This window comes from Rhizobium beringeri (assembly GCF_004306515.1).
Classification (GTDB): Bacteria; Pseudomonadota; Alphaproteobacteria; order Rhizobiales; family Rhizobiaceae; genus Rhizobium; species Rhizobium beringeri.
Genome location: NZ_SILG01000001.1, coordinates 4,067,363 through 4,091,153 on the forward strand (window position 1 = coordinate 4,067,363; position 23,791 = coordinate 4,091,153).

At 61.0% G+C, this 23,791-nt stretch carries 25 protein-coding genes; 11 read left to right on the top strand and 14 right to left on the bottom strand.

Translation table 11 applies throughout. The annotated features are described in order from the left end of the window. Positions 1-160: 160 nt before the first annotated feature. From ELH03_RS20285 to tsaD, 6 genes are all read right to left on the bottom strand, one after another. Positions 161-1,840: a glycoside hydrolase family 3 protein gene (locus ELH03_RS20285; RefSeq protein ID WP_130806781.1), complete on the bottom strand. Its 1,680-nt coding sequence runs from the start codon at positions 1,838-1,840 to the stop codon at positions 161-163. An 80-nt stretch (positions 1,841-1,920) separates the two neighbouring features. After that, positions 1,921-2,604 carry a class I SAM-dependent methyltransferase gene (locus tag ELH03_RS20290; RefSeq protein WP_024320392.1) on the bottom strand — a complete coding sequence of 228 codons (684 nt, stop codon included), beginning with the start codon at positions 2,602-2,604 and terminating at the stop codon, positions 1,921-1,923. Then, positions 2,601-3,032 carry an EVE domain-containing protein gene (locus ELH03_RS20295; RefSeq protein WP_024320393.1) on the bottom strand — a complete coding sequence of 144 codons (432 nt, stop codon included), beginning with the start codon at positions 3,030-3,032 and terminating at the stop codon, positions 2,601-2,603. Before ELH03_RS20295 ends, ELH03_RS20290 begins: the two co-directional genes overlap by 4 nt. Before the next feature lie 2 nt (positions 3,033-3,034). Continuing rightward, on the bottom strand, positions 3,035-3,328 hold the full coding sequence (locus ELH03_RS20300) for a YciI-like protein (protein ID WP_003543605.1): 294 nt from the start codon (positions 3,326-3,328) through the stop codon (positions 3,035-3,037). A gap of 9 nt (positions 3,329-3,337) precedes the next feature. Further along, entirely contained in the window at positions 3,338-4,321 is a 984-nt protein-coding gene (locus ELH03_RS20305; protein ID WP_024320394.1) for an NAD(P)H-dependent glycerol-3-phosphate dehydrogenase, read from the bottom strand. After that, positions 4,318-5,451, bottom strand: coding sequence for a tRNA (adenosine(37)-N6)-threonylcarbamoyltransferase complex transferase subunit TsaD (gene tsaD / locus ELH03_RS20310; protein WP_128411839.1), 1,134 nt, complete (start codon positions 5,449-5,451; stop codon positions 4,318-4,320). The genes ELH03_RS20305 and tsaD overlap by 4 nt, the downstream gene beginning before the upstream one ends. Positions 5,452-5,523: 72 nt before the next feature. Here tsaD and hemC point away from each other — a divergent pair, with 72 nt between their 5' ends. From hemC to ELH03_RS20340, 6 genes are all read left to right on the top strand, one after another. Then, complete coding sequence (gene hemC / locus ELH03_RS20315; RefSeq protein ID WP_024320396.1) at positions 5,524-6,453, top strand: hydroxymethylbilane synthase; 930 nt, start codon at positions 5,524-5,526, stop codon at positions 6,451-6,453. Positions 6,454-6,460: 7 nt separating this feature from the next. Next, complete coding sequence (locus tag ELH03_RS20320; RefSeq protein WP_130766598.1) at positions 6,461-7,168, top strand: uroporphyrinogen-III synthase; 708 nt, start codon at positions 6,461-6,463, stop codon at positions 7,166-7,168. A gap of 68 nt (positions 7,169-7,236) precedes the next feature. Next, entirely contained in the window at positions 7,237-8,508 is a 1,272-nt protein-coding gene (locus ELH03_RS20325; RefSeq protein ID WP_197727769.1) for a COG4223 family protein, read from the top strand. Between the two features lie 4 nt (positions 8,509-8,512). Next, positions 8,513-10,141 carry a heme biosynthesis protein HemY gene (locus tag ELH03_RS20330; RefSeq protein WP_128411842.1) on the top strand — a complete coding sequence of 543 codons (1,629 nt, stop codon included), beginning with the start codon at positions 8,513-8,515 and terminating at the stop codon, positions 10,139-10,141. A 17-nt stretch (positions 10,142-10,158) separates the two neighbouring features. After that, entirely contained in the window at positions 10,159-10,644 is a 486-nt protein-coding gene (locus ELH03_RS20335) for a tellurite resistance TerB family protein (protein WP_105007611.1), read from the top strand. Next, positions 10,613-11,386 carry a glutamine amidotransferase gene (locus ELH03_RS20340; RefSeq protein ID WP_128411843.1) on the top strand — a complete coding sequence of 258 codons (774 nt, stop codon included), beginning with the start codon at positions 10,613-10,615 and terminating at the stop codon, positions 11,384-11,386. Before ELH03_RS20335 ends, ELH03_RS20340 begins: the two co-directional genes overlap by 32 nt. Before the next feature lie 129 nt (positions 11,387-11,515). On the opposite strand, the gene ELH03_RS20345 is transcribed toward ELH03_RS20340, so the two are convergent. Then, a complete protein-coding gene (locus tag ELH03_RS20345; RefSeq protein ID WP_128411844.1) occupies positions 11,516-12,751 on the bottom strand; it encodes an MFS transporter in 1,236 nt (411 codons plus the stop codon). A gap of 140 nt (positions 12,752-12,891) precedes the next feature. Between ELH03_RS20345 and ELH03_RS20350 the strand changes: the two genes are divergently transcribed. Both ELH03_RS20350 and ELH03_RS20355 read left to right on the top strand, forming a co-directional pair. Further along, positions 12,892-13,182, top strand: coding sequence for a YggT family protein (locus tag ELH03_RS20350; protein ID WP_018448228.1), 291 nt, complete (start codon positions 12,892-12,894; stop codon positions 13,180-13,182). After that, on the top strand, positions 13,179-13,490 hold the full coding sequence (locus ELH03_RS20355; RefSeq protein WP_130766599.1) for a DUF167 domain-containing protein: 312 nt from the start codon (positions 13,179-13,181) through the stop codon (positions 13,488-13,490). The genes ELH03_RS20350 and ELH03_RS20355 overlap by 4 nt, the downstream gene beginning before the upstream one ends. Before the next feature lie 4 nt (positions 13,491-13,494). On the opposite strand, the gene ppa is transcribed toward ELH03_RS20355, so the two are convergent. The 4 genes from ppa to ELH03_RS20375 form a co-directional block, all read right to left on the bottom strand. After that, the gene (gene ppa / locus ELH03_RS20360; protein ID WP_011653868.1) at positions 13,495-14,028 is read right to left on the bottom strand and encodes an inorganic diphosphatase; all 534 of its coding nucleotides are present in this window, start codon (positions 14,026-14,028) and stop codon (positions 13,495-13,497) included. A 228-nt stretch (positions 14,029-14,256) separates the two neighbouring features. Continuing rightward, positions 14,257-14,763, bottom strand: a complete 507-nt coding sequence (locus tag ELH03_RS20365; RefSeq protein WP_018243937.1) for a GNAT family N-acetyltransferase — start codon at positions 14,761-14,763, stop codon at positions 14,257-14,259. A 215-nt stretch (positions 14,764-14,978) separates the two neighbouring features. Further along, positions 14,979-16,799, bottom strand: coding sequence for a translational GTPase TypA (gene typA, locus ELH03_RS20370; RefSeq protein ID WP_018243938.1), 1,821 nt, complete (start codon positions 16,797-16,799; stop codon positions 14,979-14,981). Between the two features lie 157 nt (positions 16,800-16,956). After that, positions 16,957-19,044 carry a M3 family metallopeptidase gene (locus ELH03_RS20375; protein WP_128411846.1) on the bottom strand — a complete coding sequence of 696 codons (2,088 nt, stop codon included), beginning with the start codon at positions 19,042-19,044 and terminating at the stop codon, positions 16,957-16,959. 227 nt (positions 19,045-19,271) lie between these two features. On the opposite strand from ELH03_RS20375, the gene ELH03_RS20380 reads away from it, so the two are divergent. Further along, positions 19,272-19,703: a hypothetical protein gene (locus tag ELH03_RS20380; protein WP_130766725.1), complete on the top strand. Its 432-nt coding sequence runs from the start codon at positions 19,272-19,274 to the stop codon at positions 19,701-19,703. A gap of 21 nt (positions 19,704-19,724) precedes the next feature. Here ELH03_RS20380 and ELH03_RS20385 read toward each other — a convergent pair whose 3' ends face one another. Then, on the bottom strand, positions 19,725-20,366 hold the full coding sequence (locus ELH03_RS20385; RefSeq protein WP_024320406.1) for a LysE family translocator: 642 nt from the start codon (positions 20,364-20,366) through the stop codon (positions 19,725-19,727). A 390-nt stretch (positions 20,367-20,756) separates the two neighbouring features. Between ELH03_RS20385 and ELH03_RS38510 the strand changes: the two genes are divergently transcribed. Both ELH03_RS38510 and ELH03_RS38515 read left to right on the top strand, forming a co-directional pair. Next, a complete protein-coding gene (locus ELH03_RS38510) occupies positions 20,757-21,365 on the top strand; it encodes a DUF4917 family protein (RefSeq protein ID WP_281035104.1) in 609 nt (202 codons plus the stop codon). A gap of 35 nt (positions 21,366-21,400) precedes the next feature. After that, positions 21,401-21,733 (top strand): DUF4917 family protein, encoded by a 333-nt coding sequence (locus ELH03_RS38515; protein ID WP_267975661.1) that lies wholly within the window; start codon positions 21,401-21,403, stop codon positions 21,731-21,733. Positions 21,734-22,116: 383 nt separating this feature from the next. Here ELH03_RS38515 and ELH03_RS20395 read toward each other — a convergent pair whose 3' ends face one another. Together ELH03_RS20395 and ELH03_RS20400 are read right to left on the bottom strand one after the other, a co-directional pair. Then, positions 22,117-23,013 carry an abortive infection family protein gene (locus ELH03_RS20395; RefSeq protein WP_128411848.1) on the bottom strand — a complete coding sequence of 299 codons (897 nt, stop codon included), beginning with the start codon at positions 23,011-23,013 and terminating at the stop codon, positions 22,117-22,119. Next, complete coding sequence (locus tag ELH03_RS20400) at positions 23,010-23,660, bottom strand: HEPN family nuclease (protein ID WP_128411849.1); 651 nt, start codon at positions 23,658-23,660, stop codon at positions 23,010-23,012. Before ELH03_RS20400 ends, ELH03_RS20395 begins: the two co-directional genes overlap by 4 nt. Positions 23,661-23,791: the final 131 nt, after the last annotated feature.

Genomic DNA, 23,791 nt, shown 5'->3' on the forward strand with positions numbered 1-23,791 from the left:
ATGCGCAATGACGCTGTGATAGCCCTGTCGAGCAGGTAAGGCGGTGCTGTGCCGAGGGTTCTATTCCCGTCGAGGCGGCGTCATTTCTACGGATGCGGAATGATCGGAACGCGCCTGTTGCCCCGTTCCAATAGGTCGGCAGCCTCTGCTCCCAATGACTTCAATAGCGCGCATCTTCAAGGCCACAGAAAGGGTCTACCGGGTTGGTGCCGAGGAAGGGCTTGCGACCGAGCATACAATCAACGACAGCTTCCTGGACGCTGTCCATGGTGGAGTACGCATTGATATAGGCCGGCACGCGCGGCGCATCGTAAAGGTGATAGGGATGCCCAAAGGAGATCATTACGGAGGGAATATTCGTCCAGGGTCGGTACATGGCCTTGAAAAGGCCCCCACCACCCATCCTATGCCAGTCGACGAATATCCGGCCTCGTACGAGCAGCGACTCGTCGCCTAGCGCGTAGAGGACGAGGTCGACGTCGTCGGGGGTCGGCACGATGTCCGCTCGGTCGATCGTGACTTCGAAACCCTCCTTCCGCAACAGCGCGGGTAGAAAGAATTTCAGTGGCTGCGGCATGAGCGGATGAATGATGCCGCCGTCGACCAGCAGCACACGCTTTGTCTTCGCCGGATCGAGCGGAAAGATACCATTGACGTCCTTCACAAGCGTAGGCGAGCGGCCGATATATTCCCTTGATGCAGCGACATTGTCTGGATGCGCAAGCAGGCGGCGCGCTTCAGCCGCATCGGGGAGGACATCTGACGGTTGAAAAAGTTTGAGATGCGCCTTGAGCGCCAGCACGCGAAGAACCGCTTCCTCAAGTCGTTCCGGAGTAATTCGCCCATCTTCGACGGCAGCCTTGACCGCCGCCATATCCTGCTCAGGTTCATCGCTGAAGAGGATCATGTCGCAGCCATTTGCGATGATATCAGGCAGCGTATCGAGGTGGTGGCCCCAGGCGGACAGCCCTCCCATGGGGGTCGCGTCAGAGACGATGATACCATTGAAGCCGAGTTCGTGTCGGAGAAGATCAACGTTCAGCAACCGAGAAACCGAGGCCGGTCGGAAAGCTTCAAGCCCGGCATCCGGCATCTTCGATCGAATATAGGCCGGAAGGGAAATGTGCCCACTCATTATTGCCAACACGCCTTCGGTGATCAGCGTTCTATAGAGCCGACCGAAGGTTTCCTTCCACTCGTCCATGGAAAGCGGATTGGTCGTCGTAACGAGGTGCTGATCGCGGTCGTCATATCCCTCGCCCGGCCAGTGCTTTGCGGTGGCGGCAACTCCATTTCGTTGGAGACCGTGAACATGGGCAACCGCGTGCCGCTCAATCTTGTTGACATCGGAGCCGTATGAACGTGTACCGACAATCGGTGATCGGAACGCGGTATTTATGTCGATGACTGGCGTGAAGGACCAGCGCACCCCCATCGCGCGGCCCTCGCGTGCCAAGATTTCTGAACTTTTCTCGGTCGCCTGAACGTCGTCGACGGCGGCAAGGCCAAGTTGGCCCAGCACCGGAGTGCCGAAAGCGAAGGAATGACGGCTGCCTTCGAGGTCTGCGCTGATGATGGGCGGGACTTTGCTCTTGGCCACGAGGTCGGAGATGACCCGCCGCTCGAGCTCGAGGTCGGCCGTGAAGAAGCGGGTTACGCCGCCCGGCCTTAGTGAAGCAATGCGTTTGAAATCCTCTTCATCCGTCCCGATCATGATCAAGGTGAAGAGTTGGCCGATCTTGTCATTAAGATCGAGCGAGGCATAGACGTCGCGGATCCAGGATATCGCAGCGTCGTCGAGGTTGAACGGCGCTTGGCGAAGCTTGTCGTAGATCGTCATAAGTTCCCCCGTTGATCAACGCTCTGCGGATAGCCCGTGTGAATATGCACGCTATCCCGTCATAAGCCAGCTCGGTGATGTCAGGTTAAGTTCGTCGGGAACATTTTGGATATCTCGTGCCGAGCGAAGCGCCACACCGTCGTCTTCTTGATTTCGCTGTCCTCCAGCGCCCGCGTTACCGGCACCTCATAAACCGCGCAGAATTCCAGTCTCTCTCTCGGCAGGTAACTGCGTCCGGGGTCTCCGACCAGCACCCGCTTGCCGTCGGCTGCGAGCTTCGCGAACCAGGGAACGAGCGCATCGGCGAAAACGCGGTCGTAGAAGACGTCGCCGGCAAGCACGATATCCGCATCGACGGCCTGCCCGATCAGATCGGCGCCGGTAAATCCGAGCGAAACGCGATTGGCCTCGGCATTCAGCCGGATCGCCGTCTCCGCCCAGGGATCGATATCGCTAGCTATGACCTCCTGGGCACCGGCCATCACAGCCGCAATGCCGACAAGGCCGGAACCGCTGGCGAAATCCAGCACGCGCTTGCCGCGCACCGTTTCCGGATGATCGAGAACGTAGCGTGCCAGTCCCTGGCCGCCCGCCCAGGCAAAAGCCCAGAAGGGCGGCGGCAGGCCGATCGCTTCCAGCTCCTCCTCCGTCTTCAACCAGAGCTCATGCGCCTCGCTTGCCAGATAGAGCGAAATCTCCGGCACATGCGGCGGCGGCATCAGGCTGGTATTGGCGCGAATGAAAGCTTGCGGATCGGTCTTCAACGCGGCGGATTGTCCAGTCCGCCCATGCGGCAGACTTCGAGATATTCTTCGTCGGTGACCGGCTGCACCGAAAGCCGCATCGAGGTGACGAGCGCCATCTTGGCGAGCTTCTCGCTCGCCTTGACATCCTTCAGCGTCACCGGCTTCGGCACGTCCATGACGGCGCGGATATCGACGCAATCCCACTTCGGATCGCCCTTGGCGGAAGAATCGGGATGCGACAGGGCGCAGACTTCGACGATGCCGACGATCTCCAGCCCGTCATTGGAATGATAGAAGAACCCTTTGTCGCCGATCTGCATCGCCCGCATATTGTTGCGCGCCAGATAGTTGCGGACGCCGGTCCATTCCGTGCCCTTTTCGCCGGCAGCCTTCTGCTGCTCCCAGGACCAGGAAGCGGGTTCGGATTTATAGAGCCAGTGCGCCATGCTCACGCCTCCGGTTTGTTGAAGACCCAGTTGTAGGCCTTGACGTCGACGCTTTCGAACAGTCCGGCCTTGGCATAGGGATCGGCATCGGCAAGCGCACGCGCCGCCTCTTTCGATTCCGCTTCGACGATGATCAGGCTACCACAGGGCTTGCCGTCGTCATCGAGAAACGGGCCGGCGATCTTCAGCGTCCCCTCGGCATTCAGCTTGTTCAGATGCTCGATATGCGTCGGACGCGTATCCATGCGCACGTTCAGATGTCCCGGTTTGTCCTTGCAGAGAAGGGCGAAAAGCATGTCTGTCTCCTATTCGGTGGTGATCGGACGCGTCATCAGCTGCTCTATCGCCTCTGCGATATCGAGCTTGCCGTCGATGATGGCGGAAATGGCATCGGTGATCGGCATGCTGACCTTCAATTCCGCCGCAAGCCGCGAGGCGACGGAGGCGGCAAACGCGCCTTCCACCAGCGCACCCTGCAGGGGATCGGTCTTTTCGCCGCGCCCGAGCGCGATGCCGAAGCGCAGGTTTCGCGATTGATGGCTCGTCGCCGTCAGTACCAGATCGCCGAGGCCGGAAAGCCCGCGCACCGTATCCGCCAGGCCGCCTTTGGCGACGACGAAGCGCGACATTTCCGCGAGCCCGCGCGCAATCAGCGCCGCACGGGCGGAATCGCCGATGCCACGGCCTTCGACGATGCCGCAGGCGATCGCCAGCACATTCTTCAGCGCCCCGCCAAGCTGCACGCCGATCCGGTCGTTGGAGGCGTAGAGCCGAAAAGTCCGGCCTGATATGGCCTGAGCAAGCCGCTCCGCGGTCTCCATGTCGGCCGCCGCGATCGCCATCGCCGTCGGTAGGCCTTTGGCGATGTCGGCGGCAAAACCCGGGCCGGAGAGCACGGCGACGGAATGGTCCGGCAGTTCCCGTTCCAGCATGTCGGTCAAAAGATTGCCCGTCGCCCGCTCGATGCCCTTGGCGCAGGTAACGACCACGGCATCCTTGGAAAGATAAGGGCCGTATTGCCGCGCCGCATCGGCCTGCGCCTGCGACGGCATCGCAAAAAGCACGATGGAGGCGCCGGCGACCGCATCCGGCTCGGCGGAAAATTCCAGCGTGTCGGGCAGGAGAATGCCGGGCAGCACCGCATCATGCAGCCGTTCGGCTTTCAGATCGGCAATCAGTGACGGATCACGCCCGACGAGTGTCACGGCGCTGCGGCCGGCAAGCGCGATGACGGCGGCAAGCGCCGTGCCGAAAGCCCCCGATCCGACGACGGCGATGTTTTCGCTCATGCCTTGGCCCCTCGTTTTCCGAAGCCGATCAGCGTTTCCGCATTGGAATCGAGCGGCCAGCGCGAACGCGGCTGCACGTCGAGCGTATCCGGTGCGGCACCGGTCGCCATCCGTTCCAGCCCTGCCCAGGCGATCATCACGGCATTATCGGTGCAGAGGTGCAGCGGCGGCGCGACGAAGCGGAAACCGTTCTTGTCGCACAGCGCCTGCAGCGTGCCGCGCAGTTCGAGATTGGCGGCGACACCGCCGGCAACGACGAGCGCCGGCTTTTCGCCAGTAGCAGGGCCAGCAGCAGGGCCAGTAGCAGGGAATGTCGTCGGAAATTCCGCCTTGAACCGCTGCAGGCCACGGCCGATACGGTCCTTCAGCGTCCGCGAAACTGCCTTCTGAAACGAGGCGCAGATATCCGCCACGTCCTGATCGCTGAGCGGCGCGATATCCTGCGCCGCCTGCCGCACCGCCGTCTTCAGGCCGGAGAAGGAGAAATCGAGCCTCGCCTCGCCGACCAGCGGCCGCGGAAAATCGAACCGATCGGGATTGCCGTCCCGCGCCATCCGCTCTACCGCCGGTCCGCCGGGATAGGGCAGGCCCAGCAACTTTGCAGTCTTGTCGAAGGCTTCGCCCAGCGCATCGTCGATCGTCGTGCCCCAGCGCTCATACTGTCCGACGCCGCGCACCAGGATGAGCTGGGTATGGCCGCCGGAGACGAGCAGCATCAGATAGGGAAAGGAAAGCCCATCCGTCAGCCGCGCCGTCAGCGCATGGCCTTCGAGATGGTTGACCGCATAGAGCGGCTTGCCGGCGGCTCTGGCAATCGCCTTGCCGGTCATCAATCCCACAAGCAGCCCGCCGATCAGCCCCGGCCCCGACGTGGCGGCGATGGCGTCGACATCGTTGAGCGACACATTGGCGCGCTTCAGCGCCTCCTCGATCAGCTCGTCCAGCGCCTCGACATGGGCGCGTGCGGCGATCTCTGGCACCACGCCGCCATAGGCGCTATGCTCGTCGAGCTGGGAAAGCACCACGTCCGACAGCACGTTGGAACGCCCCTCAGCATCGCGCTCGACGACCGCGGCGGCGGTCTCGTCGCAGCTCGTTTCGATGCCAAGGATGCGCAGAAAGGGAACCATGAAGCCTGTTCGTTGATTGCGATGGGATGGAAACCCGTTTACGAGAACTCCGGTAACAACGGAATAGAGCGGATGCAAACAAAACCTTTCCGGATCGGCACGCGAGGCAGCCCGCTGGCACTTGCCCAGGCGCATGAGGCCCGCGACAGGCTGATGGCAGCGCATCATCTGCCCGAGGACATGTTCGAGATCGTCGTGCTGACTACCAAGGGCGACCGCATCACCGACCGGTCGCTGGCCGAGATCGGCGGCAAGGGCCTGTTCACCGAGGAGCTTGAACAGAAGCTTACCGCCGGCGAGCTCGATTTCGCCGTACATTCCGCCAAGGACATGGCGACGAAGCTGCCCGAGGGGCTTTATCTCTCTGCCTATCTGCCGCGTGAAGATATCCGCGACGCCGTCATCGGCCGCACCGCGCGCAAACTGATCGACCTGCCGCATGGCGCCACCGTCGGTTCCTCATCGCTCCGCCGCCAGGCGCTGATCCGCCGTATGCGGCCTGACATCAACGTCGTCACCTTCCGCGGCCTCGTCGAAACCCGCCTGCGCAAGCTCGAACAGGGCGAGGTGGATGCGACCCTGCTGGCGCTTGCCGGCCTGAAACGCCTCGGCAAGGTCGACGTACTGACCGATATCCTTGATCCCGACACCTTCCCGCCGGCGCCGGCGCAGGGAGCGATCTGCATCGAAAGCCGCATCGGCGATACGAGGGTCGACGATCTGCTGGTGCCAGTCAACGATATCACGACCTTCGACACCGTTTCCTGCGAACGCGCCTTCCTCGCCGCACTCGACGGCTCCTGCCGCACGCCGATCGGCGGTTATGCCGTCTGCGAAGGCGACCTGATCCGGTTCTCCGGCCTCATCATCACCCCCGACGGCCGCAGCCAGCATGCGGTGACGACCGATGGCCACCGCCGCGATGCGGCAGCACTCGGCACCCGCGCCGGCCAGGACGTGCGCGCAAGGGCCGGCAGCGCCTTTTTCGACGACTGGCACTGAAGCGGCCATGCGTGTGCTCGTCACCCGCCCCGCGCATTCGGCGACGAGAACCGCACAACGTTTGCGCGATATGGGCCACGAGCCCCTGCTGCTGCCGCTGCGTCAGCCGCTGCACGACAGCGCCGCCGCCCTAGCCGCGCTTGCAAACACCAGCAGCGCAATCGCCGTGACCAGCGCCGAGGCTATCAGGGCCCTCTCCGCTCTCGGGGAGAAACTTCGTCCGCATCTTGCCCGCCCGCTTTTTGCAGTGGGGGAAACGACGGCCGAAGAAGCGCGCAGCCTTGGTTTCCGATCCGTCGCCTCATCCCAGGGCAACGGCCGCGATCTCGCCGATCTCGTCGCAGCGGAGAAACCGGGCACGCTGCTCTACCTCGCCGGCACCCCGCGCGCCGAGACTTTTGAAGCAAGATTGCGCGAACTCGGCATCCATTTTTCCATCGCCGAATGTTATCGTATGCAACCGGTCGTCCCCAGCCCGGCCGAGATCGAAGCGATTTTCTCCGGGCCTCACCCCGAGGTTATTCTCTTCTATTCCCGGCAGACGGCCGAGGATTTCTTTCGCCCGCCGGAACTGCGCTCGGCCGTGCCGGAACATAGCGGAATCCGCCTTCTCTGCCTCAGCGAGGCGGTGGCGCAAGCCATCCCGACCGCTTTGAAAAAAAACGTAACGATTTCACCGATGGCGGATGAGAGGAGTCTTCTGTCGCTACTTTGAAGGCTCTAACCGCCCAAATTTGATCTAACCTCTTCCCTTAACTGGCATCACTGTCTAGTTTCGTTGCAATGCAGAATAAAGAGGACCTCATGGTATCGGGAAACCCGCCACGCCATTCGAAGAGCGCCGACGAGCCGGTCACGATCGACCTCGATGCACAGGAATTCGCCGCTGCAGCCGATACCGAAAAACCGGTAGACAATGAAACTGCCGACGCCGACAGCACCGCTGCCGCCAATGCCGGCCTGCCGCCCGAAACCGAGACTGCGTCGCATGCCGAAGATGAAGAGAAGCCTGTGATGGATGCGCCGGAGGAGGAACCGGCAGCTCCAGAACCCTCCTTCACCCCTCCTCCCGAACAGCCTGCGCCGAAGAGCGCCGGCACCTCCGGTCTCATTGCCGCCGGCATCTTCGGCGGCCTCGTGGCGCTGCTTGGCGCCGGCGCTATCCAGTATGCGGGTTACCTCCCGGACTCCGCCGTGCCGCAGACGACCTCGCCGGAGACTGCCGATCTTGCCGGTGAGATCGACGGCCTGAAACAGACCATCGCCAACCTTGCCGCCAATCCGGCGAGCGCGGATAATGGTGAGCTCGAGAAGCGCGTCGCTGCGCTGGAAACGGCTGCGAGGGCCCCCGCAGTCGCCGCACCGGCCGATTCAGGTAACGTCGAGGCACTCAACCAGAAGATTGCGGAACTGACCGGTCAGGTCGACCAGCTGCGCTCAACGCTTACCCAATCATCCGAGCAGCAGACGACGAGCGGCGCCGATATCGCCAAGCGCCTCGAAGAGGCCGAAAAGAAGCTGAACGAGCCGCGCGAGGACGTCGCCGTTGCCCGGGCGATCGCCGCTGCCGCCCTGAAGGCGGCGATCGATCGCGGTGGTCCTTTCCTGGCCGAACTCGACACCTTCGCCGGCGTCGCACCCGACGATCCGGCCGTCGCCGACCTTAGAGCCTTTGCCGAAACCGGCATTCCCTCACGCACCGAGCTGGTGGGCGAAGTTCCCGATGTCGCCACCGCGATCGTCGAAGCCGTCAACCAGCCGGACCCGAACCAAAGCTGGTCGGACCGGCTGATGTCGAGCGCCAAGTCGCTGGTGAGTGTCCGTCCCGTTGGCAATATCGAGGGCGAAAGCGTCGAAGCCATTGCCGCCCGCATGGAGGAGAAGGTGAAGAGCGGCGACCTGCCCGGCGCATCCGCCGAATGGAACAACCTGCCGGCTCTCGGCAAACAGGCCTCCGCCGCCTTCAAGCAATCGCTCGAAGCGCGCATCCGCGTCGAGGAATTGGTCGGCGGGGCGCTGTCGAAAGCGGTTTCCGGCACCGGCAAGGAAGGATAAGACCATGCTGATCCGCCTTGTCGTCTTCGCCCTCTTCGTGCTGCTTCTTGCCTACGGCTTCTCCTGGCTCGCCGATCGTCCCGGCGACCTCTCGCTGATCTGGGAAGGCCAGATCTACCAGACGAAACTGATCGTCGCCGCCAGCGCGATCATCGCTCTCATTGCCGCCGTGATGATCGCCTGGTGGTTCGTCCGTCTCGTCTGGACCTCGCCGCATTCGGTGACGCGTTATTTCCGCGCCCGCAAACGGGACCGCGGTTATCAGGCACTGTCGACCGGCCTGATCGCCGCCGGCGCCGGCAATGCGCTGCTCGCCCGTAAGATGGCCGCCCGCTCGCGTGGCCTCATCCGCTCCGATCAGGAACCACTGATCAACCTGCTCGAAGCCCAGGCCGCCCTGATCGAAGGTCGCCATGATGAGGCGCGCGCCAAGTTCGAGGCCATGGCCAACGATCCGGAGACGCGCGAGCTTGGCCTGCGCGGCCTCTATCTGGAAGCCCGCCGCCTCGGGGCCAACGAGGCGGCCCGCCAATATGCCGAAAAGGCTGCCGACAACGCGCCATATCTTCCCTGGGCCGCACAGGCGACGCTCGAATATCGCAGCCAGGCCGGCCGCTGGGATGATGCGATCCGCTTACTCGAACAGCAAAAGGCCGCCCGCGTCGTCGAAAAAGCCGAAGCCAACCGCCTACACGCCGTCCTTCTGACGGCGCGCGCCGCCGAGAAGCTGGAAAGCAACCCGACGGGTGCCCGCGACGACGCCCTGCAGGCGCTGAAGCTTGCCGCCGATTTCATTCCGGCGGCCCTGATCGCCGCAAAGGCGCTGTTCCGCGAAGGCGGCGTGCGCAAGGCCGCCTCGATCCTCGAACAGGCATGGAAATCGGCACCTCATCCTGAGATCGGCCAAGCCTATGTCCGGGCCCGCAGCGGCGATTCCACGCTCGACCGGCTGAAGCGCGCCGAGCGGCTGGAAGGGCAGCGCCCGAACAACGTTGAATCCCTTCTCGTCGTCGCCCAGGCGGCACTCGACGCGCAGGAATTCGCCAAGGCTCGCGCCAAAGCGGAAGCGGCAGCCCGCATGCAGCCGCGTGAAGCCGCCTACCTGCTTTTGGCCGACATCGAAGAAGCCGAGACCGGAGACCAGGGCCGCGTGCGCCATTGGCTGGCCCAGGCGCTCAAGGCGCCGCGCGATCCGGCCTGGGTGGCAGACGGCTTCGTCTCCGACAAATGGCTGCCGGTATCGCCCGTGACCGGCCGCCTCGACGCCTTCGAATGGAAGGCACCCTTCGGCCAGATCGAGGGTCCGCTCGAAGACGGTTCGGCGCCGGCCTCGATCGAAACGGCTTTGAAGACACTGCCGCCGCTGCGCGACGTCAGGCCGGAAAGCCCGGTTAACGACCATCGCATCATTGAGCTGGAACGCGCCGCGACGATTGCCGAGGCCGTGCGCCCCACGCCGGCACCGACCCCGGCACCGGCATCGGCAAAACCGAAACCCGTCGAACCGGCCGCGGGCGATAAAGCGCCCGCGCCTGGCGAGGCGAAACCTTTCTTTGGCGGACTGCCGGATGATCCCGGCGTTCGCGATCCCAGGGTGGAACCGGAACCCAAGACACGGCTCCGCCTTTTCTGAAATGGAACGAAAACCGCATGTTCGAACGCTTCCAGGCATTCTTCCAGAATCTCACCGCCGACCACCCGAAGAAAGGTTTTGCCCCTGATGATCCCCGCATCGCAGTGGCCGCGCTCTGCATGCAGGTCATGGAGGCCGACGGTCAGATCAAAGCCAGCGAGAAGAAGCGGCTGCGCAAGCTCCTCAAGGAGCAGTATGCACTCGATGGCAAGCAGCTCGATGCTCTGATAGCCGCCGGCCTTGAGGCCGAAAGCTCCGCCGTCGACTATTATCGCTTCACCGCCGACCTGAAACGTCATCTCAATACCGAGCAACGCCTCGAGCTGATCGGCATCCTCTGGGACATCGTTTATGCCGATGGCGAGCGCAGCGAGATGGAAGACCATGTGATCTGGCGTATCGCCGATCTGCTCGGCGTCTCCTCGCGCGAGCGCATCCAGAAGCGGCAGGAGGCCGCCGCCCGGGTGACGGATGTCCAGGTTGCGCAAGATGATACCGACTGAGCAAAACCCGAACCGCGACGGGCGCCCGATCCTCATCGTCCTGCATCAGGAGCGGTCGAGCCCCGGCCGTGTCGGCCAATTGCTCGTCGAAAAGGGCTATCGCCTCGATATCCGTCGACCGGTTCTGGGTCAGTCGCTTCCGACAACGCTTAAAGACCATGCCGGCGCCGTCGTCTTCGGCGGGCCGATGAGTGCCAACGATCCCGATGACTTCATCAAGAAGGAAATCGACTGGATCGACGTTCCCCTGCGGGAAAAACGCCCCTACCTCGGTATCTGCCTCGGCGCGCAGATGCTGGTGCATCATCTCGGCGGCAAGGTGCAGTCGAATGCCGACGGCTCGACGGAGATCGGCTGGTATCCGCTGCACCCGACCGAGAAGGGCCGCCTGCTGATGCACTGGCCGAGGATGGTCTATCATTTCCACCGCGAGGGCTTCGAACTGCCGCGCGGCGCCGACCTCCTGGCCGAAGGCGATGCCTATCCGAACCAGGCCTTCCGCTACGAGGACAACGCCTGGGGCCTGCAGTTCCACGCCGAACTGACCCGGGTGATGATGCATCGCTGGGTCGTGCATGGCGCCCATCGCTTCATCCTGCCGAACGCCCAGCAGGGCCGCGAACACCTCGAAGGCCGCATGCTGTTCGACGCGCCGCTGAAAGCCTGGCTGACCGAATTCCTCGATATCGTCTTCGAAGGAAAGGCGGCGAAGGCGACGTCTTCTATCGCCCTTCGCGCATAACCTCGAAAATCGATTCCGATTTCGCCACTAGAGCAATTCCAGGAAAAGTGCGAAGCGGTTTTCCGTCCGGAATTGCGTAAAAACAAGAGGCTAGAGCGATCCTGCGCTTCCGTTAAAAGCTGAACCGCTCTAAGTGCTGGGCGCGTCGAGCGTATCGATCCTGCGGAGTTTGGGGAAACTCGAAGCCCAGATCGCCGCCACGACAAGCGTTCCTATCCCGCCGATGACGACCGCCGGCACCGCGCCGAAGATCGCCGCCATCGTGCCCGCCCTGAATTCCCCGAGCTCGTTCGAAGCGCCGACGAAGACCATGTTAACCGCATTGACGCGGCCGCGCAGCTGATCCGGCGTCCAGAGCGCAATCAGGCTCTCGCGGACATAGACCGACACCATGTCGGCCGCCCCCATCAGCGCCAGCGCCGCAATCGAGACTTCGGTGTTGGTCGAGATGCCGAAGATGATCGTTCCGACGCCGAACAGGGCAACGCCGATGAACATGTAGATGCCGGCGCGATGTTTGAGCGGATAGGCGGCGAGAAAGATCGCCATGACGATGGCGCCAAGGCCGGGTGCGGCGCGCAGCAGTCCGAGGCCCCAGGGGCCGAGAGTGAGGATATCACGTGCGAAGATCGGCATCAGCGCCGTCGCGCCGCCGAGCAGCACGGCAAAGAGGTCGAGGGAGATCGCTCCGAGCACCACCTTTTCGGCGCGGATGAAACTGAAGCCGCCGAGGATCATCGCCCAGCTCTTGGTTTCGCCCGTCGTCTTCTGCACCGGTTTCGGGATCGTGTAGAGAAGGGCGGCGCCGAGCACGGAAAAGATCACCGCCACCGTATAGGCGGTCGTTGCGCTGACGCCGTAGAGCAGACCGCCAAGCACCGGCCCGGTGATCGCCGCGAGCTGCCAGGACGACGAATTCCAGGCGATGGCATTGGAGAGATCCTGCTCCGGCACGAGATTGGGCGCCAGCGACTGCACCGCCGGCGACATGAAGGCGCGTTCGATGCCGAAGATCAAAAGCACTGCGAAAACAGGCAAGGGGGTGAAGGTCCCCATGACAGTCATGACCAGCAGCGCCAGCGTGCAGAGTGCGCTCACCAGCGAGCAGAGTGCGGCAATCGCCCGGCGATTGTACCGGTCGGCCACCGAACCGGTGACGAGGATGAGCAGCAGCGACGGCAGGAACTGCACGAGGCCGATCAATCCGAGATAGATCGCGCTGCCCGTCTGATCGTACATCTGCCAGCCGACGGCGACGCTGACGATCTGCTGCGAGAAAGAAAGCAGGAAGCGCGCGAAGAAGAAACGCGTGTAGGACGGATGCCGGAACGCGGCAAAACGGTCTCCGGTGGGCGAAAACGACATGGAGGTTTTCCGAGGAGACGGGCGCCGGAATAGCTGCAAAGCCGCCCGTTAAACATGATTCACCGCGCGTTTCCACACGGCACTTGCTCGTTTAGTCGCCAATGTCTACATGTCTGTCAACAACGAATTTGGAGATGACGATGTTTGCGCTGTTTCAAACCATTGATTTGGCTTTGAATATTTACACCTGGATCCTGATTGCCAGTGCCATTTTTTCCTGGCTTTATGCCTTCAATGTTATCAATTCCAGCAATCAGTTCGTCAATTCGGTCGGCACATTCCTCTATAATGTTACCGAACCGGTGCTGAAGCCGATCCGCCGGCTGCTGCCGAACCTTGGCGGCATCGACATTTCGCCGATCATCCTGCTGCTGATCATCTTCTTCCTGCGCACCTTGCTTTGGACCACGCTGTACCCGCTGGTCGCTTGAGCCGTCCCTGGAGCCTTTTCGATGACCATCTGCGCCTCGCCGTCCGGCTGACGCCGAATGGCGGGCGTGATGCTCTCGACGGTATCGAGGCCGGCGGCGAGGGTGAAGCGTTGCTGAAGGCACGCGTCACTGCCGTGCCCGAGAAGGGCAAGGCCAACAAGGCCCTCATCCTTTTGATCGCAAAATCCCTGCGCATTCCCAAATCCAGCGTCAGTCTCGTCTCGGGTGAGACCGCGCGCAAAAAAATCCTCCGGATCGACGGCGATCCGGAGGATTTGGTAAAAAAGCTCGAGATATTTTTAGGCTGAACAATCAGCCTTTCTTCTTGGCGCGCTCGACGGCTTCGAGGATGAGTTCGCCGGCTTCCTTGGAGTCGCCCCAGCCGAAGATCTTCACCCACTTGCCGGGCTCCAGATCCTTGTAGTGCTCGAAGAAGTGCTCGATCTGCTTCAGTGTGATCTCGGGAAGGTCGGTGTAGTCCTTCACCTTCTCATAGCGCAGCGTCAGCTTCGGCGACGGCACGGCAATGATCTTCTCGTCCTTGCCGGAATTGTCTTCCATCTTCAGGACGCCGATCGGGCGCACATTGATGACGCAGCCGGGAACCAGCGGGCGGGTGCTGGCGATCAGTACGTCGATCGGGTCGCCGTCTTCCGACAGCGTGTGCGGCACGAAACCATAATTGCCCGGATAGGTCATCGGCGTATAGAGGAAACGATCGACCACCAGCGTGCCGGCTTCCTTGTCCATCTCATACTTGATGGGATGGCCGCCGACCGGAACCTCGACGATAACGTTGACGTCCTCAGGTGGATTATTACCGATTGAAATGGCGTCGATGCGCATAAGAAACTCCCGCGAGGTTGAATTTGCTGGCAGCCAGATAATCAGTTTCATGTGGCAACGCAACATGGCACAGCGTCAATGCTTAACTGCACCGGCGCACATTCACATCAAAAGTTTCTAATAGGAGATAGTCGTACGCTGACTCCAGCGCCGCGAATTTTTTCAGACGCGCAAAAGACTCTGCAGCATTTTGAAGTGCATAATTTAGGGAATGATGCAGCAGGCCGTTCAGCTCCAGATGAAGCCGATCTTCTTCAATTGCCTGTGGTCGAAACTTTCCATGCCTTCGCAGAAATCGACGCCGCCATGATTGCGGTAGAAGTCGCTGGCGTTCTCGTTTTCCTCGAGGCACCAGACAACCAGCCCGTTGCAGCCGAGCGACTTCAACAGCCGGCGCGCCTCGCCGAACAGCATCCTGCCAAGGCCGATGCCCTGATATTCAGGCCGAAGATAAAGCTCGTAAATCTCGCCTTCCTGCGGCAGAGCGCGGGCGCGATTGAGGCCGAGCGTCGCGTAGCCGGCAACTGTTCCGGCAACATCGAGAACCAGCAGCGTTGCCGGTCCGCGCGTCGCCTTACGCCACCAGCTTTCGCCGCGCCGCTCGATCATCTGCGTCAGCGCGCGATGCGGAATGATGCCCGCGTAGGTGTGTTGCCAGGCAAGCCTGTGTGTTTCCGATATGGCTCGGGCATCTTGCGGCTCGGCCCGCCGGACATCGATCGACAACGTCTTCATAACGTTTACTCTGGTCCCGCCGAAGGCAATTAACCATATGCACAGAGGCATTGTGATCGATTGCCCACAGACTTGATATGTGGACGACGATCAAAAGTTAACGCTTTTTTAACGATTGTCACAAGATGGAATCGACGCGGCGCACAATAAAAAACCCCGGCGCGAAGGCCGGGGTTTCTAAGGATTTCTGAAAGATTGCGACGCGCTCTAGGCTCTCAGAGAGCGGCCTTCGACTTTTCGAAACGCTTGCGATCGTTTGCGTCGAGATACATCTTGCGCAGACGAATATTCTTCGGTGTCACTTCCATCAACTCGTCATCCTGGATCCAGGAGAGAGCGCGATCAAGCGTCATGCGGATCGGCGGCGTCAGCTTCACCGCTTCATCCTTGCCGGCAGCGCGGATGTTGGTGAGCTGCTTGCCCTTCAGGACGTTGACTTCAAGGTCGTTGTCGCGCGAATGGATGCCGATGATCATGCCGGCATAGACCTTTTCGCCCGGCTCGATGATCATCGGGCCGCGGTCTTCCAAGTTGAACATCGCATAGGCGACGGCTTCGCCGGGAGCGTTGGCGAGCAGCACGCCGTTGACGCGGCCACCGATCACACCCTTGTAGGGCTGGTAGTCGTGGAACAGGCGGTTCATGATCGCCGTGCCGCGCGTATCCGTCAGCAGCTCCGACTGGTAGCCGATCAGGCCACGGGTCGGTGCGTAGAAACGCAGGCGGAGACGGTTACCGCCCGACGGACGCAGCTCGACCATTTCGGCCTTGCGCTCGGACATCTTCTGCACGACGACACCGGAATGTTCCTCGTCGACGTCGATGACGACCTCTTCGACCGGCTCCAGAAGCTGGCCGCTTTCGTCCTTGTGCATCACGACGCGCGGACGCGACACGGCAAGCTCGAAGCCTTCGCGACGCATGGTTTCGATGAGAACGGCGAGCTGAAGTTCGCCGCGGCCGGACACGTAGAACGAATCCTTGCCTTCGGCTTCTTCGATCTTCAGGGCGACGTTGCCTTCTGCTTCCTTGAAGAGGCGGTCGCGGATGACGCGGCTCGTCACCTTGTCGCCTTCGGTGCCCGCCAGCGGGCTATCGTTGACGATGAAGGACATGGTGACGGTCGGCGGATCGATCGGCTGCGCCGGCAGCGGTGCTGTGATCGAAGGATCGCAGAAGGTGTCGGCGACCGTGCCCTTGGAAAGGCCGGCGATCGCGATAATATCGCCTTGATGCGCTTCTTCGATCGGCTGACGTTCGATGCCGCGGAAGGCGAGAATCTTGGAAATGCGGCCGGTTTCGATCGTCTTGCCGTCGGCGTGGAGAACCTTCACCGCCTGGTTCGGCTTGATGGAACCGGAATTGATGCGGCCGGTGATGATGCGGCCGAGGAAGGGGTTGGCTTCGAGGATCGTACCGATCATCGTGAACGGACCTTCGTGGACGGTCGGCTCCGGAACATGCTTCAGCACCAGGTCGAGAAGCGGGGTAAGGCCCTGATCCTTCGGACCTTCCGGATTGACGTTCATCCAGCCGTCGCGGCCCGAACCGTAGAGGATCGGGAAGTCGAGCTGCTCGTCGGTCGCGTCGAGGTTTGCAAAGAGGTCGAAGACTTCGTTGATGACTTCTTCGTGGCGGCCATCAGGACGGTCGATCTTGTTGATCGCGACGATCGGGCGAAGGCCAACCTTCAGGGCCTTGCCGACCACGAACTTGGTCTGCGGCATCGGGCCTTCGGACGCATCGACGAGAACGATCGCGCCATCCACCATCGAGAGAATGCGCTCGACTTCACCACCGAAGTCGGCGTGGCCGGGGGTGTCGACGATGTTGATGCGGACACCCTTCCATTCCACCGAGGTCGCCTTGGCGAGAATGGTGATGCCGCGTTCCTTTTCGAGATCGTTCGAGTCCATCACGCGTTCAGCGACACGCTGATTTTCGCGGAACGAGCCGGACTGCTTGAGAAGCTCATCCACCAGGGTCGTTTTGCCATGGTCAACGTGCGCGATGATCGCGATATTGCGAAGTGCCATATGTGAAATCTCTGAAGCTGGGGCGCACGCTCTAGAGGACGCGCCTATTAGTTTGGGGCGTCCATACAGTTTTTTTTGCGTTTGCGAAAGGGGGGAACGCGCAAAAGCTGCGGCAAGGCTGTCGCCCCGCCGCATCATGGCATGTCATCAAATTGTCTTAGGCGTCGCTGCCTGTCAATTCCTCGAAGGTCGAAAGTCCTTTTTTGACGAGCATCGCATCCGGGCTCGGCAGTTTGCCGCGGAAGGCCTTGTAGGCGTCCTCCGGATCGACCGAGCCGCCGACGGAATAGATATTGTCCCTGAGCTTGCGCGCCATCTCGCCGTTGAAGGCGTCTCCCGTCTCCTCGAAGGCGGCGAAGGCGTCGGCGTCGAGCACCTCCGACCACATGTAGGAGTAATAGCCGGCCGAATACCCGCCGGAAAAGATGTGCTGGAAGTGCGGCGTCGCATGGCGCATGACGATCGACTTCGGCATGCCGATCTCGGCCAGCACCTCACCCTGTACCGCCATCGGGTCCTCGACGGTCGTTCTCGTGTGAAACGCCATGTCGACCAGCGCCGACGAGGTGAACTCGACCGTATTGAAGCCGGCATTGAAAGTGCGTGCGGCAAGCACCTTGTCGAGCAGAACCTGCGGCATCGGCTCACCGGTTTCGACATGCACGGCATAGCGCTTCAGAATAGCGGGCACCGTCAGCCAGTGCTCATAGAGCTGCGACGGCAGCTCGACGAAATCGCGCGAAACGCCGGTGCCCGCAACCGAGGGATAGGTGACGTTCGAAAGCATGCCGTGCAGCGCATGGCCGAATTCGTGAAACAGCGTGCGGGCATCATCGAGCGACAGCAGCGCGGGCTTGCCTTCCGCCGGCTTGGCGAAGTTGCATACATTATAGATGATCGGCAATTCGCCGTGGCGGCCGTCCTTCAGCTCCAGCCTGTGCTGCGATTGCAACGAGCTCATCCAGGCGCCTGAGCGTTTCGAGCTGCGGGCGAAATAATCGCCGAGAAAGAGGGCGACGAGCTTGTCCTCGCGGTCCCTGATTTCGAACACCCTGACGTCAGGATGATAGGCGGCCACGCCCTTCTTTTCGACGGCCCGGATGCCGAACAGCCGGCCGGCCACGTCGAAGCAGGCTTCGATGATCTTCTCGAGCTGCAGATAAGGCTTGAGCTCGGCTTCGGAGAAATCGAACTTCCGTGCGCGGATCTTTTCGGCATAGTGGCGCCAGTCCCAGGGCATCACCTCGTGGTTGCGACCTTCCTCGGCGATCAACGCCGCGATATCGGTCTCTTCCTCGCCGGCGCGTTTCACCGCCCGTGCCCAGACGGCCTTGAGCAGGCCGTTCACCGCATCCGCCGTCTTCGCCATCGTGTTGTCGAGCTTCAGCTCGGCGAAATTGCCGTAGCCAAGCAGCGTCGCTACCTGATGGCGCAGCGCCAGCGTTTCCTTGATGACGGCGCGGTTATCCGTCTCCCCGGCATTTTCGCCGCGCGCCACCCACGCCTTGAAAGCCTGCTCGCGCAGATCGCGGCGCTCCGAAAAGGTGAGGAACGGCTCGATGATCGAGCGTGACAGCGTCACCGCATATTTGCCCTCTTCACCGCGTTCGCGCGCTGCCGCCGCCATCGCGTCGCGAAGGAATTCCGGCAGGCCCTCGAGCTCGGCGCTGTCCGAAAGGACCAGTGCCCAGGCTTTCTCGTCGGCCAGCACGTTCTGGCCGAATTGCGTCCCGAGGCCGGCAAGCTTTTCATCGATCGCGGCGAGTTTTTCCTGCTCGGCCTTGTCAAGCTTGGCGCCCGATTTGACGAAGCCTTTCCAGTGGCGTTCCAGCACGCGTGTCTGTTCGAGCGTCAGGCCAAGCGTCTCGCGATTCTCCCAAAGCGTGTCGATGCGGGCAAAAAGCGCTGCATTCATCCCGATCTTCGAATAGTGGCGCGACATCTTCGGCGAGATCTCCCGCTCCAGCGCCTGGATCACATCATTGGTATGCGCGCCTGCCTTGTTCCAGAACAGCGCCGAAACGCGCGACAGTGCGTCGCCGGCAATCTCCAGCGCCACAACCGTATTGGCGAATGTCGGCGCATCGCCGTTTCCGGCAATCTCGTCGATCTCCCTGTCATGCGCGGCAAGTGCGGCTTCGAAGGCGGCGGCAAAATCACCGTCATCAAGGGCATCGAAACGCGGCAGGCCGTGAAGACCGTCCCAGGTCACCAGCGCCGGATTGAAATCATGTGGAGAAGGCATCGGAGAATTCCTTTTGGCATGCAGATGGATCGTCAATATAGGAGGGCTGTCGTAGAATTGGTATGTTGACGGTAAGGACCTTTTGCCTCGCCTGACAATTTGGTGGGCGCCCGCCAAATCTGGTGGACAACAATTGATACGTGAAAATTAACCAATCGTTAACGATTGACGCGAATCACGCGCAGGCGCTAGTTTTCGTATGTTCTTCTTGTAAGGGGACATGCGCCATGGAAGTTTTTTCTGTGCGGTCTTCTCAGAGTTTGCTTTTTAAAAACAATCCCAATAACGCAAAAAGTTCGAAGACCTCTGATATTGAAATCGAGACCAGAGCTCCCGTCCCGGCCTCGTTCCAGATCGAAGACGAAGTTGGCGAAGGCCCGGATTTCACCGCGGTCAGCCCTGGAGAGTTGCGCAATTACGCACGCCAGAGTTTCGACAGCGGCCTGATCGATCAGAATACCTACGCCGCGATCTCCGAACCGCTGCCGATGCATGCGATTGATCCGCTCGGCAATGTCATCGATCTCTCCAGCGTCACCGACGGCACCAGCTTCAATTTTCTCGATTATTACAAGAATCAGCTGCAGGTCGCCATGTCGATCGGCGATGCTGACGAGGTCCAGACGCTAAAATCTATCGTCAATTTCCTCGATGGCTGACAGGATGCATCCTGTTCTAGGTCAGGCCTTGCGCCAGCCGAGCAGGCCGGGCGTTGCGTGCCAGAGCGCCTGGGCGGCAAATCCCATGAAGAGCACGCCGGAGCAGCGCACGATCAGCCGCTCATGGGCGCGATAGAAGCGCCGCACCGTACCGGCGCCGATGATGCCGATCAGGATGATGTCGGCAGTCACGAAGCCGACGAATGACACGCCGAGCAGCACCGGCAACGCCTCGAAATCGAGCGCGCCGGCCGAGCCAGCAACGAGTGCGGTGAAGGTGGCGAGCGCCACCGGATAACCCTTCGGATTGGTGACGCCGAAGATCAGACCGCGGCGAAACGGCCGCTCGACCACAACAAGCGCCTGCCCCTCCGCCTTCGGCTTGGCATTGACGGCGCTCCAGCCGATCCAGGCGAGGTAGAAACCGCAGGCAAGGCCGAGCAGGTCGAAGACGAAGGTTCCGATTGTCTTTGCGCCGACGATCGCGATCAGCGCCAGCGACGACCAGATGAGATCCCCGACCAAATGCCCCATCATGAAGAAGGCGCCGGCCTTGCGGCCCTGCCCGGCGCCGATGCCGAGCAGTTGCAAAAAGGCGGGTCCCGGAATGAGCACGTAGAAGAGCGCCGCCAGAAAGGCGCCGAAGAGCAAAGACTGCGTCATGGAAATGCTCCGGAGGATGATGACAACAGACTAAGCGATCACAGCCATCCGTCAAGGGTGGTGCACTGCCATGAAGAGTGGGATCAGGTAGCAAACGCTACCGGAGGCGCTTTCGGCCCGAGGCGGACATCTGTTCGTTGTTGAAGGATGCGACTTCTTTGCGCCCTCTTTCTCGCCGTTAGTAGCCATCTAGCCGCCTTCCTAACCCGGCCGTGCGTTCAGTGGCTGCGGATTAGGCAGGAGTGACTTTCCTTAGGGCTTCTGAGATGGTCTGTCTGGGCATCGGCTAGGGGAGAAGATTTTGCCGCTACTGACGTTTGGAGAGGCTATCACGGATTCTGAACAGTTCTCTAAGCGGCACCTGCTGCTGGGCAACGGCTTCAGCATTGCCTGCCGCGCCGACACTTCCACTACGGATCGCTCTACGATCAAGCCGATTTCTCCAGTGCACCTGAGGTCGAGGCGGTGTTCACGGCCTTACGCACCAAAGACTTCGAGGCGGTCATCCGCACTTTGGAGAGTGCCGCCCACATCCTGCCGGCATATGTCGCCGATGGTGGCGCGGCGCCTGCTAAGATGCTCGAACACGCAGCAATGCTGAAGGAGATCTTGGTACAGACAATCGCGGGCAATCATCCGCACATCCCTGCGGACATCCCAGAAGATAAGTTCTGGGCATGTCGCCGCTTCCTATCCCACTTCCTGTCCGGCGAGAAGGCAGGGTGCGTTTTCACGCTAAACTACGACCTGCTGCTCTATTGGACCCTGATGCACGACGACCTACCGTTCGGAGATCCGATTGATCTCGCCAAGAGCGATGGCTTCGGCAATGACGAGGACAAACCCGACGCGGATTATGTCGTGTGGCAGGGAGAGACGAACGCGCATAGTGCCAGCGTAATGTTCCTGCACGGTGCGCTGCATCTGTTCGATTCGGGCAAAGATTTACTTAAGTACACTTGGGTCAGGAAGGGCGTCCCCCTGATCGATCAAGCCTGAGCCGCGCTCTCGCCAGCAACAAGTTTCCGCTATTTGTGGCGGAAGGGACCAGCGCCCAGAAGAAGGACAAGATCCGGCACAACGCCTATCTCTACCAAGGCCTCAAGCAGCTCACCAGTAATGTGATCCAAGGCAAGCACTGCTGGTTCATCTTCGGGCATTCTCTCGCCGCGAACGACGATCATATCCTCACCCGCATCGGGCGCGGGCGGTTCAAGAAGCTTTACGTCGGCCTCTACGGCGATCAGCGCGAGGCGTGGAACGTTGAGATAATCGGCCGCGCCACGTGGCTGGCGAGCCTTCGTCACGAAAAGTGGCCACTGGACGTCGCATTCTACCAAGCCGAAACCGCGCAAGTCTGGGGCTAGCGGCTCATGATGCTGCTTGACGGCCTCGAAGGTCGAGATGCTGTTCGGGTGCACCGGCGATGAAAGTGTCCGCCGACACGATGCGGACGTGCCGCTCTTCATCGCGATTTGCGCCTTCCACGTGAGGCTGCCTTGGAATGCGCGTGCGAATGGCGTCTTATCTAATCGCTCCGTCTGAAACCCGACAGGCAACACACGGCCCCCGGGAATTAGCGTCCTGTGTCGGCCCTACTCAGCAACACTACCGGACCCGGAAACAGAATTGCTGGACCCTGCCTAAGGCCAACATGGCGCCAATCGGCTGCGACAGCCACGCCGTCGTGGCGACTTTTTTGGCGTAACGACAGACAGTGGGATGCGGACCGATGGGACTGGGAGTTGATTCATGCTTCCTCACCGTGTTGTGGAAGCGGCCGAAGCTGCTTGCTTTCCCAGGTTTCGATCAGAAAGAGAGCAATCGAACTTGCAGAATTCAACGCAAGTCGCGCGATCCGGGAGTCGATGCGGCGAAAGCCCTTCTCCCGGCCGTGAGCATCGCCTCCATGCGTTCGGAGTGCGCCGATTCCCTTAGCGACGGAGGTGAGGCCACCAAGGACCTGACGCACGTCCTGCTCTATCTCGACCGGCAGATCAGTTCGGCCGGGCGAAAGCCCTAGCGGCTCCTGCACTGCTTTCAGTAGACCGTCGATGTCGCGCTTCGGTGGCAGCGGCAACCCCAATTCGATCAGAATAGACCGGCAGACTGCTTCGATTAGAGAGCACGCCGCCGTTACGGCGTCCTCAGGATCAGCGTTCAGGCTCGGTAGCGCACGCGCGATCTCGACCTGTACTGTATCAAAATCAAGTGTTGCGACCTTGCTGATGAACGGTTCGACAATCAGCCCCGTACCGGTGCGCTCTACCAGATGCACCTTGCCGCCGACGATCGCGATGGCCAATCCATCAACCTCCATCGCGGCATTCAGATGCTCCCTGACCGCAATGGCTTTTCCGGGAAAGGCGATATATTCGCGAGGATCGCAAATCCGCAGAATAATGCGCTTAAAATGTTCAGCGCTGTCCCATTGGGCTGCGAGGTCACGCAGGAACTGAGTCGTCGCCGGTACGCGTGAGCTGCTGCCGATACGCATATCGAGGCCGCAATCGAGAAACAGTGATTCGATCTTGGGGCCGCTGCGATAAACTCCTATCGGCTCGGTAACATCAGGCCCTTGGCCAGCACCACCGGTGATGACATCGACGAGCGCCTTAATGACAAACGGGGAGAAGCGATCGCTCATGCCGCCTTCGCCAACCGCCTGTCAAGATCGAGATGGCTGATCCATCGCGCCCATGACTTTACGAAATGTAGGAACGCTTCCTCGGTCACCACCACCACCCGATAGGTCTCGGAAAGCTCTCGCTGTTCCGGCGTTTCCTCGTACCGTGATAGGAAAGCCATGTACACCATCCGATTTTGCGCAATCTCCTGACCGTTCTTGTCGAGATAGATAATGTTACCGTGTGCGAGAGCATTTCGCAGCACGCGCAGGACCTCGCTCGCCTTCCGCGTCTGAATCGTGTTCGCTACGTCGGAACGTGGGTCGCGCCCGTCATGATCTGCCCAACCATGCACCTCATCGACGGTGTTCATGATGCGCGACTGACGCCATTCACCGGCTTTCGGCGCTGTTTCCCAGAAAGGGGCATCGAGAAAGTTGGCCTTCTCAAGCGCCTTCAAATGCGCCACCAGGTCAGCGTCTTGACCTTCGTCGTGCAAGAAATGGCTGCTGCGCATACGTTCAAATGGGATTGTCAGGATGGCTGATGCCGCCAACAATCCAAAAGAACCTAATAGTTCACTGTCTCGTGCGGGGCCTTCAAGCATTCTGATGAGCTGGAGCGCACGCTGCGGATACTCGATTGCGAATCTCGCGGGGACGCCCATAGCAACCCACCTATTCGGTCTGTGACAACAAGGATTGTCACTTATGAACGGTTACGTGCCATACCCGGCGATGAAATGCTACCGGATCATAATCTCTACGCGGACGATAAAGCGTCCGTTTCGAAATGGTC

Bases quoted from the DNA above. Each gene is read 5' to 3' on its own strand.
- ELH03_RS20345 (WP_128411844.1), bottom strand. From the start codon at position 12,751: ATGTCGTTTTCGCCCACCGGAGACCGTTTTGCCGCGTTCCGGCATCCG.
- hemC (WP_024320396.1), top strand. From the start codon at position 5,524: ATGCAAACAAAACCTTTCCGGATCGGCACGCGAGGCAGCCCGCTGGCA.
- ELH03_RS20305 (WP_024320394.1), bottom strand. From the start codon at position 4,321: ATGAGCGAAAACATCGCCGTCGTCGGATCGGGGGCTTTCGGCACGGCG.
- ELH03_RS20385 (WP_024320406.1), bottom strand. From the start codon at position 20,366: ATGACGCAGTCTTTGCTCTTCGGCGCCTTTCTGGCGGCGCTCTTCTAC.
- ELH03_RS20330 (WP_128411842.1), top strand. From the start codon at position 8,513: ATGCTGATCCGCCTTGTCGTCTTCGCCCTCTTCGTGCTGCTTCTTGCC.
- ELH03_RS20325 (WP_197727769.1), top strand. From the start codon at position 7,237: ATGCAGAATAAAGAGGACCTCATGGTATCGGGAAACCCGCCACGCCAT.
- ELH03_RS20300 (WP_003543605.1), bottom strand. From the start codon at position 3,328: ATGCTTTTCGCCCTTCTCTGCAAGGACAAACCGGGACATCTGAACGTG.
- ELH03_RS20400 (WP_128411849.1), bottom strand. From the start codon at position 23,660: ATGGGCGTCCCCGCGAGATTCGCAATCGAGTATCCGCAGCGTGCGCTC.
- ELH03_RS20320 (WP_130766598.1), top strand. From the start codon at position 6,461: ATGCGTGTGCTCGTCACCCGCCCCGCGCATTCGGCGACGAGAACCGCA.
- ELH03_RS20365 (WP_018243937.1), bottom strand. From the start codon at position 14,763: ATGAAGACGTTGTCGATCGATGTCCGGCGGGCCGAGCCGCAAGATGCC.
- ELH03_RS20375 (WP_128411846.1), bottom strand. From the start codon at position 19,044: ATGCCTTCTCCACATGATTTCAATCCGGCGCTGGTGACCTGGGACGGT.
- ELH03_RS20350 (WP_018448228.1), top strand. From the start codon at position 12,892: ATGTTTGCGCTGTTTCAAACCATTGATTTGGCTTTGAATATTTACACC.
- ELH03_RS20285 (WP_130806781.1), bottom strand. From the start codon at position 1,840: ATGACGATCTACGACAAGCTTCGCCAAGCGCCGTTCAACCTCGACGAC.
- ELH03_RS20395 (WP_128411848.1), bottom strand. From the start codon at position 23,013: ATGAGCGATCGCTTCTCCCCGTTTGTCATTAAGGCGCTCGTCGATGTC.
- ELH03_RS20335 (WP_105007611.1), top strand. From the start codon at position 10,159: ATGTTCGAACGCTTCCAGGCATTCTTCCAGAATCTCACCGCCGACCAC.
- ELH03_RS20340 (WP_128411843.1), top strand. From the start codon at position 10,613: ATGTCCAGGTTGCGCAAGATGATACCGACTGAGCAAAACCCGAACCGC.
- typA (WP_018243938.1), bottom strand. From the start codon at position 16,799: ATGGCACTTCGCAATATCGCGATCATCGCGCACGTTGACCATGGCAAA.
- tsaD (WP_128411839.1), bottom strand. From the start codon at position 5,451: ATGGTTCCCTTTCTGCGCATCCTTGGCATCGAAACGAGCTGCGACGAG.
- ELH03_RS20295 (WP_024320393.1), bottom strand. From the start codon at position 3,032: ATGGCGCACTGGCTCTATAAATCCGAACCCGCTTCCTGGTCCTGGGAG.
- ELH03_RS20380 (WP_130766725.1), top strand. From the start codon at position 19,272: ATGGAAGTTTTTTCTGTGCGGTCTTCTCAGAGTTTGCTTTTTAAAAAC.
- ppa (WP_011653868.1), bottom strand. From the start codon at position 14,028: ATGCGCATCGACGCCATTTCAATCGGTAATAATCCACCTGAGGACGTC.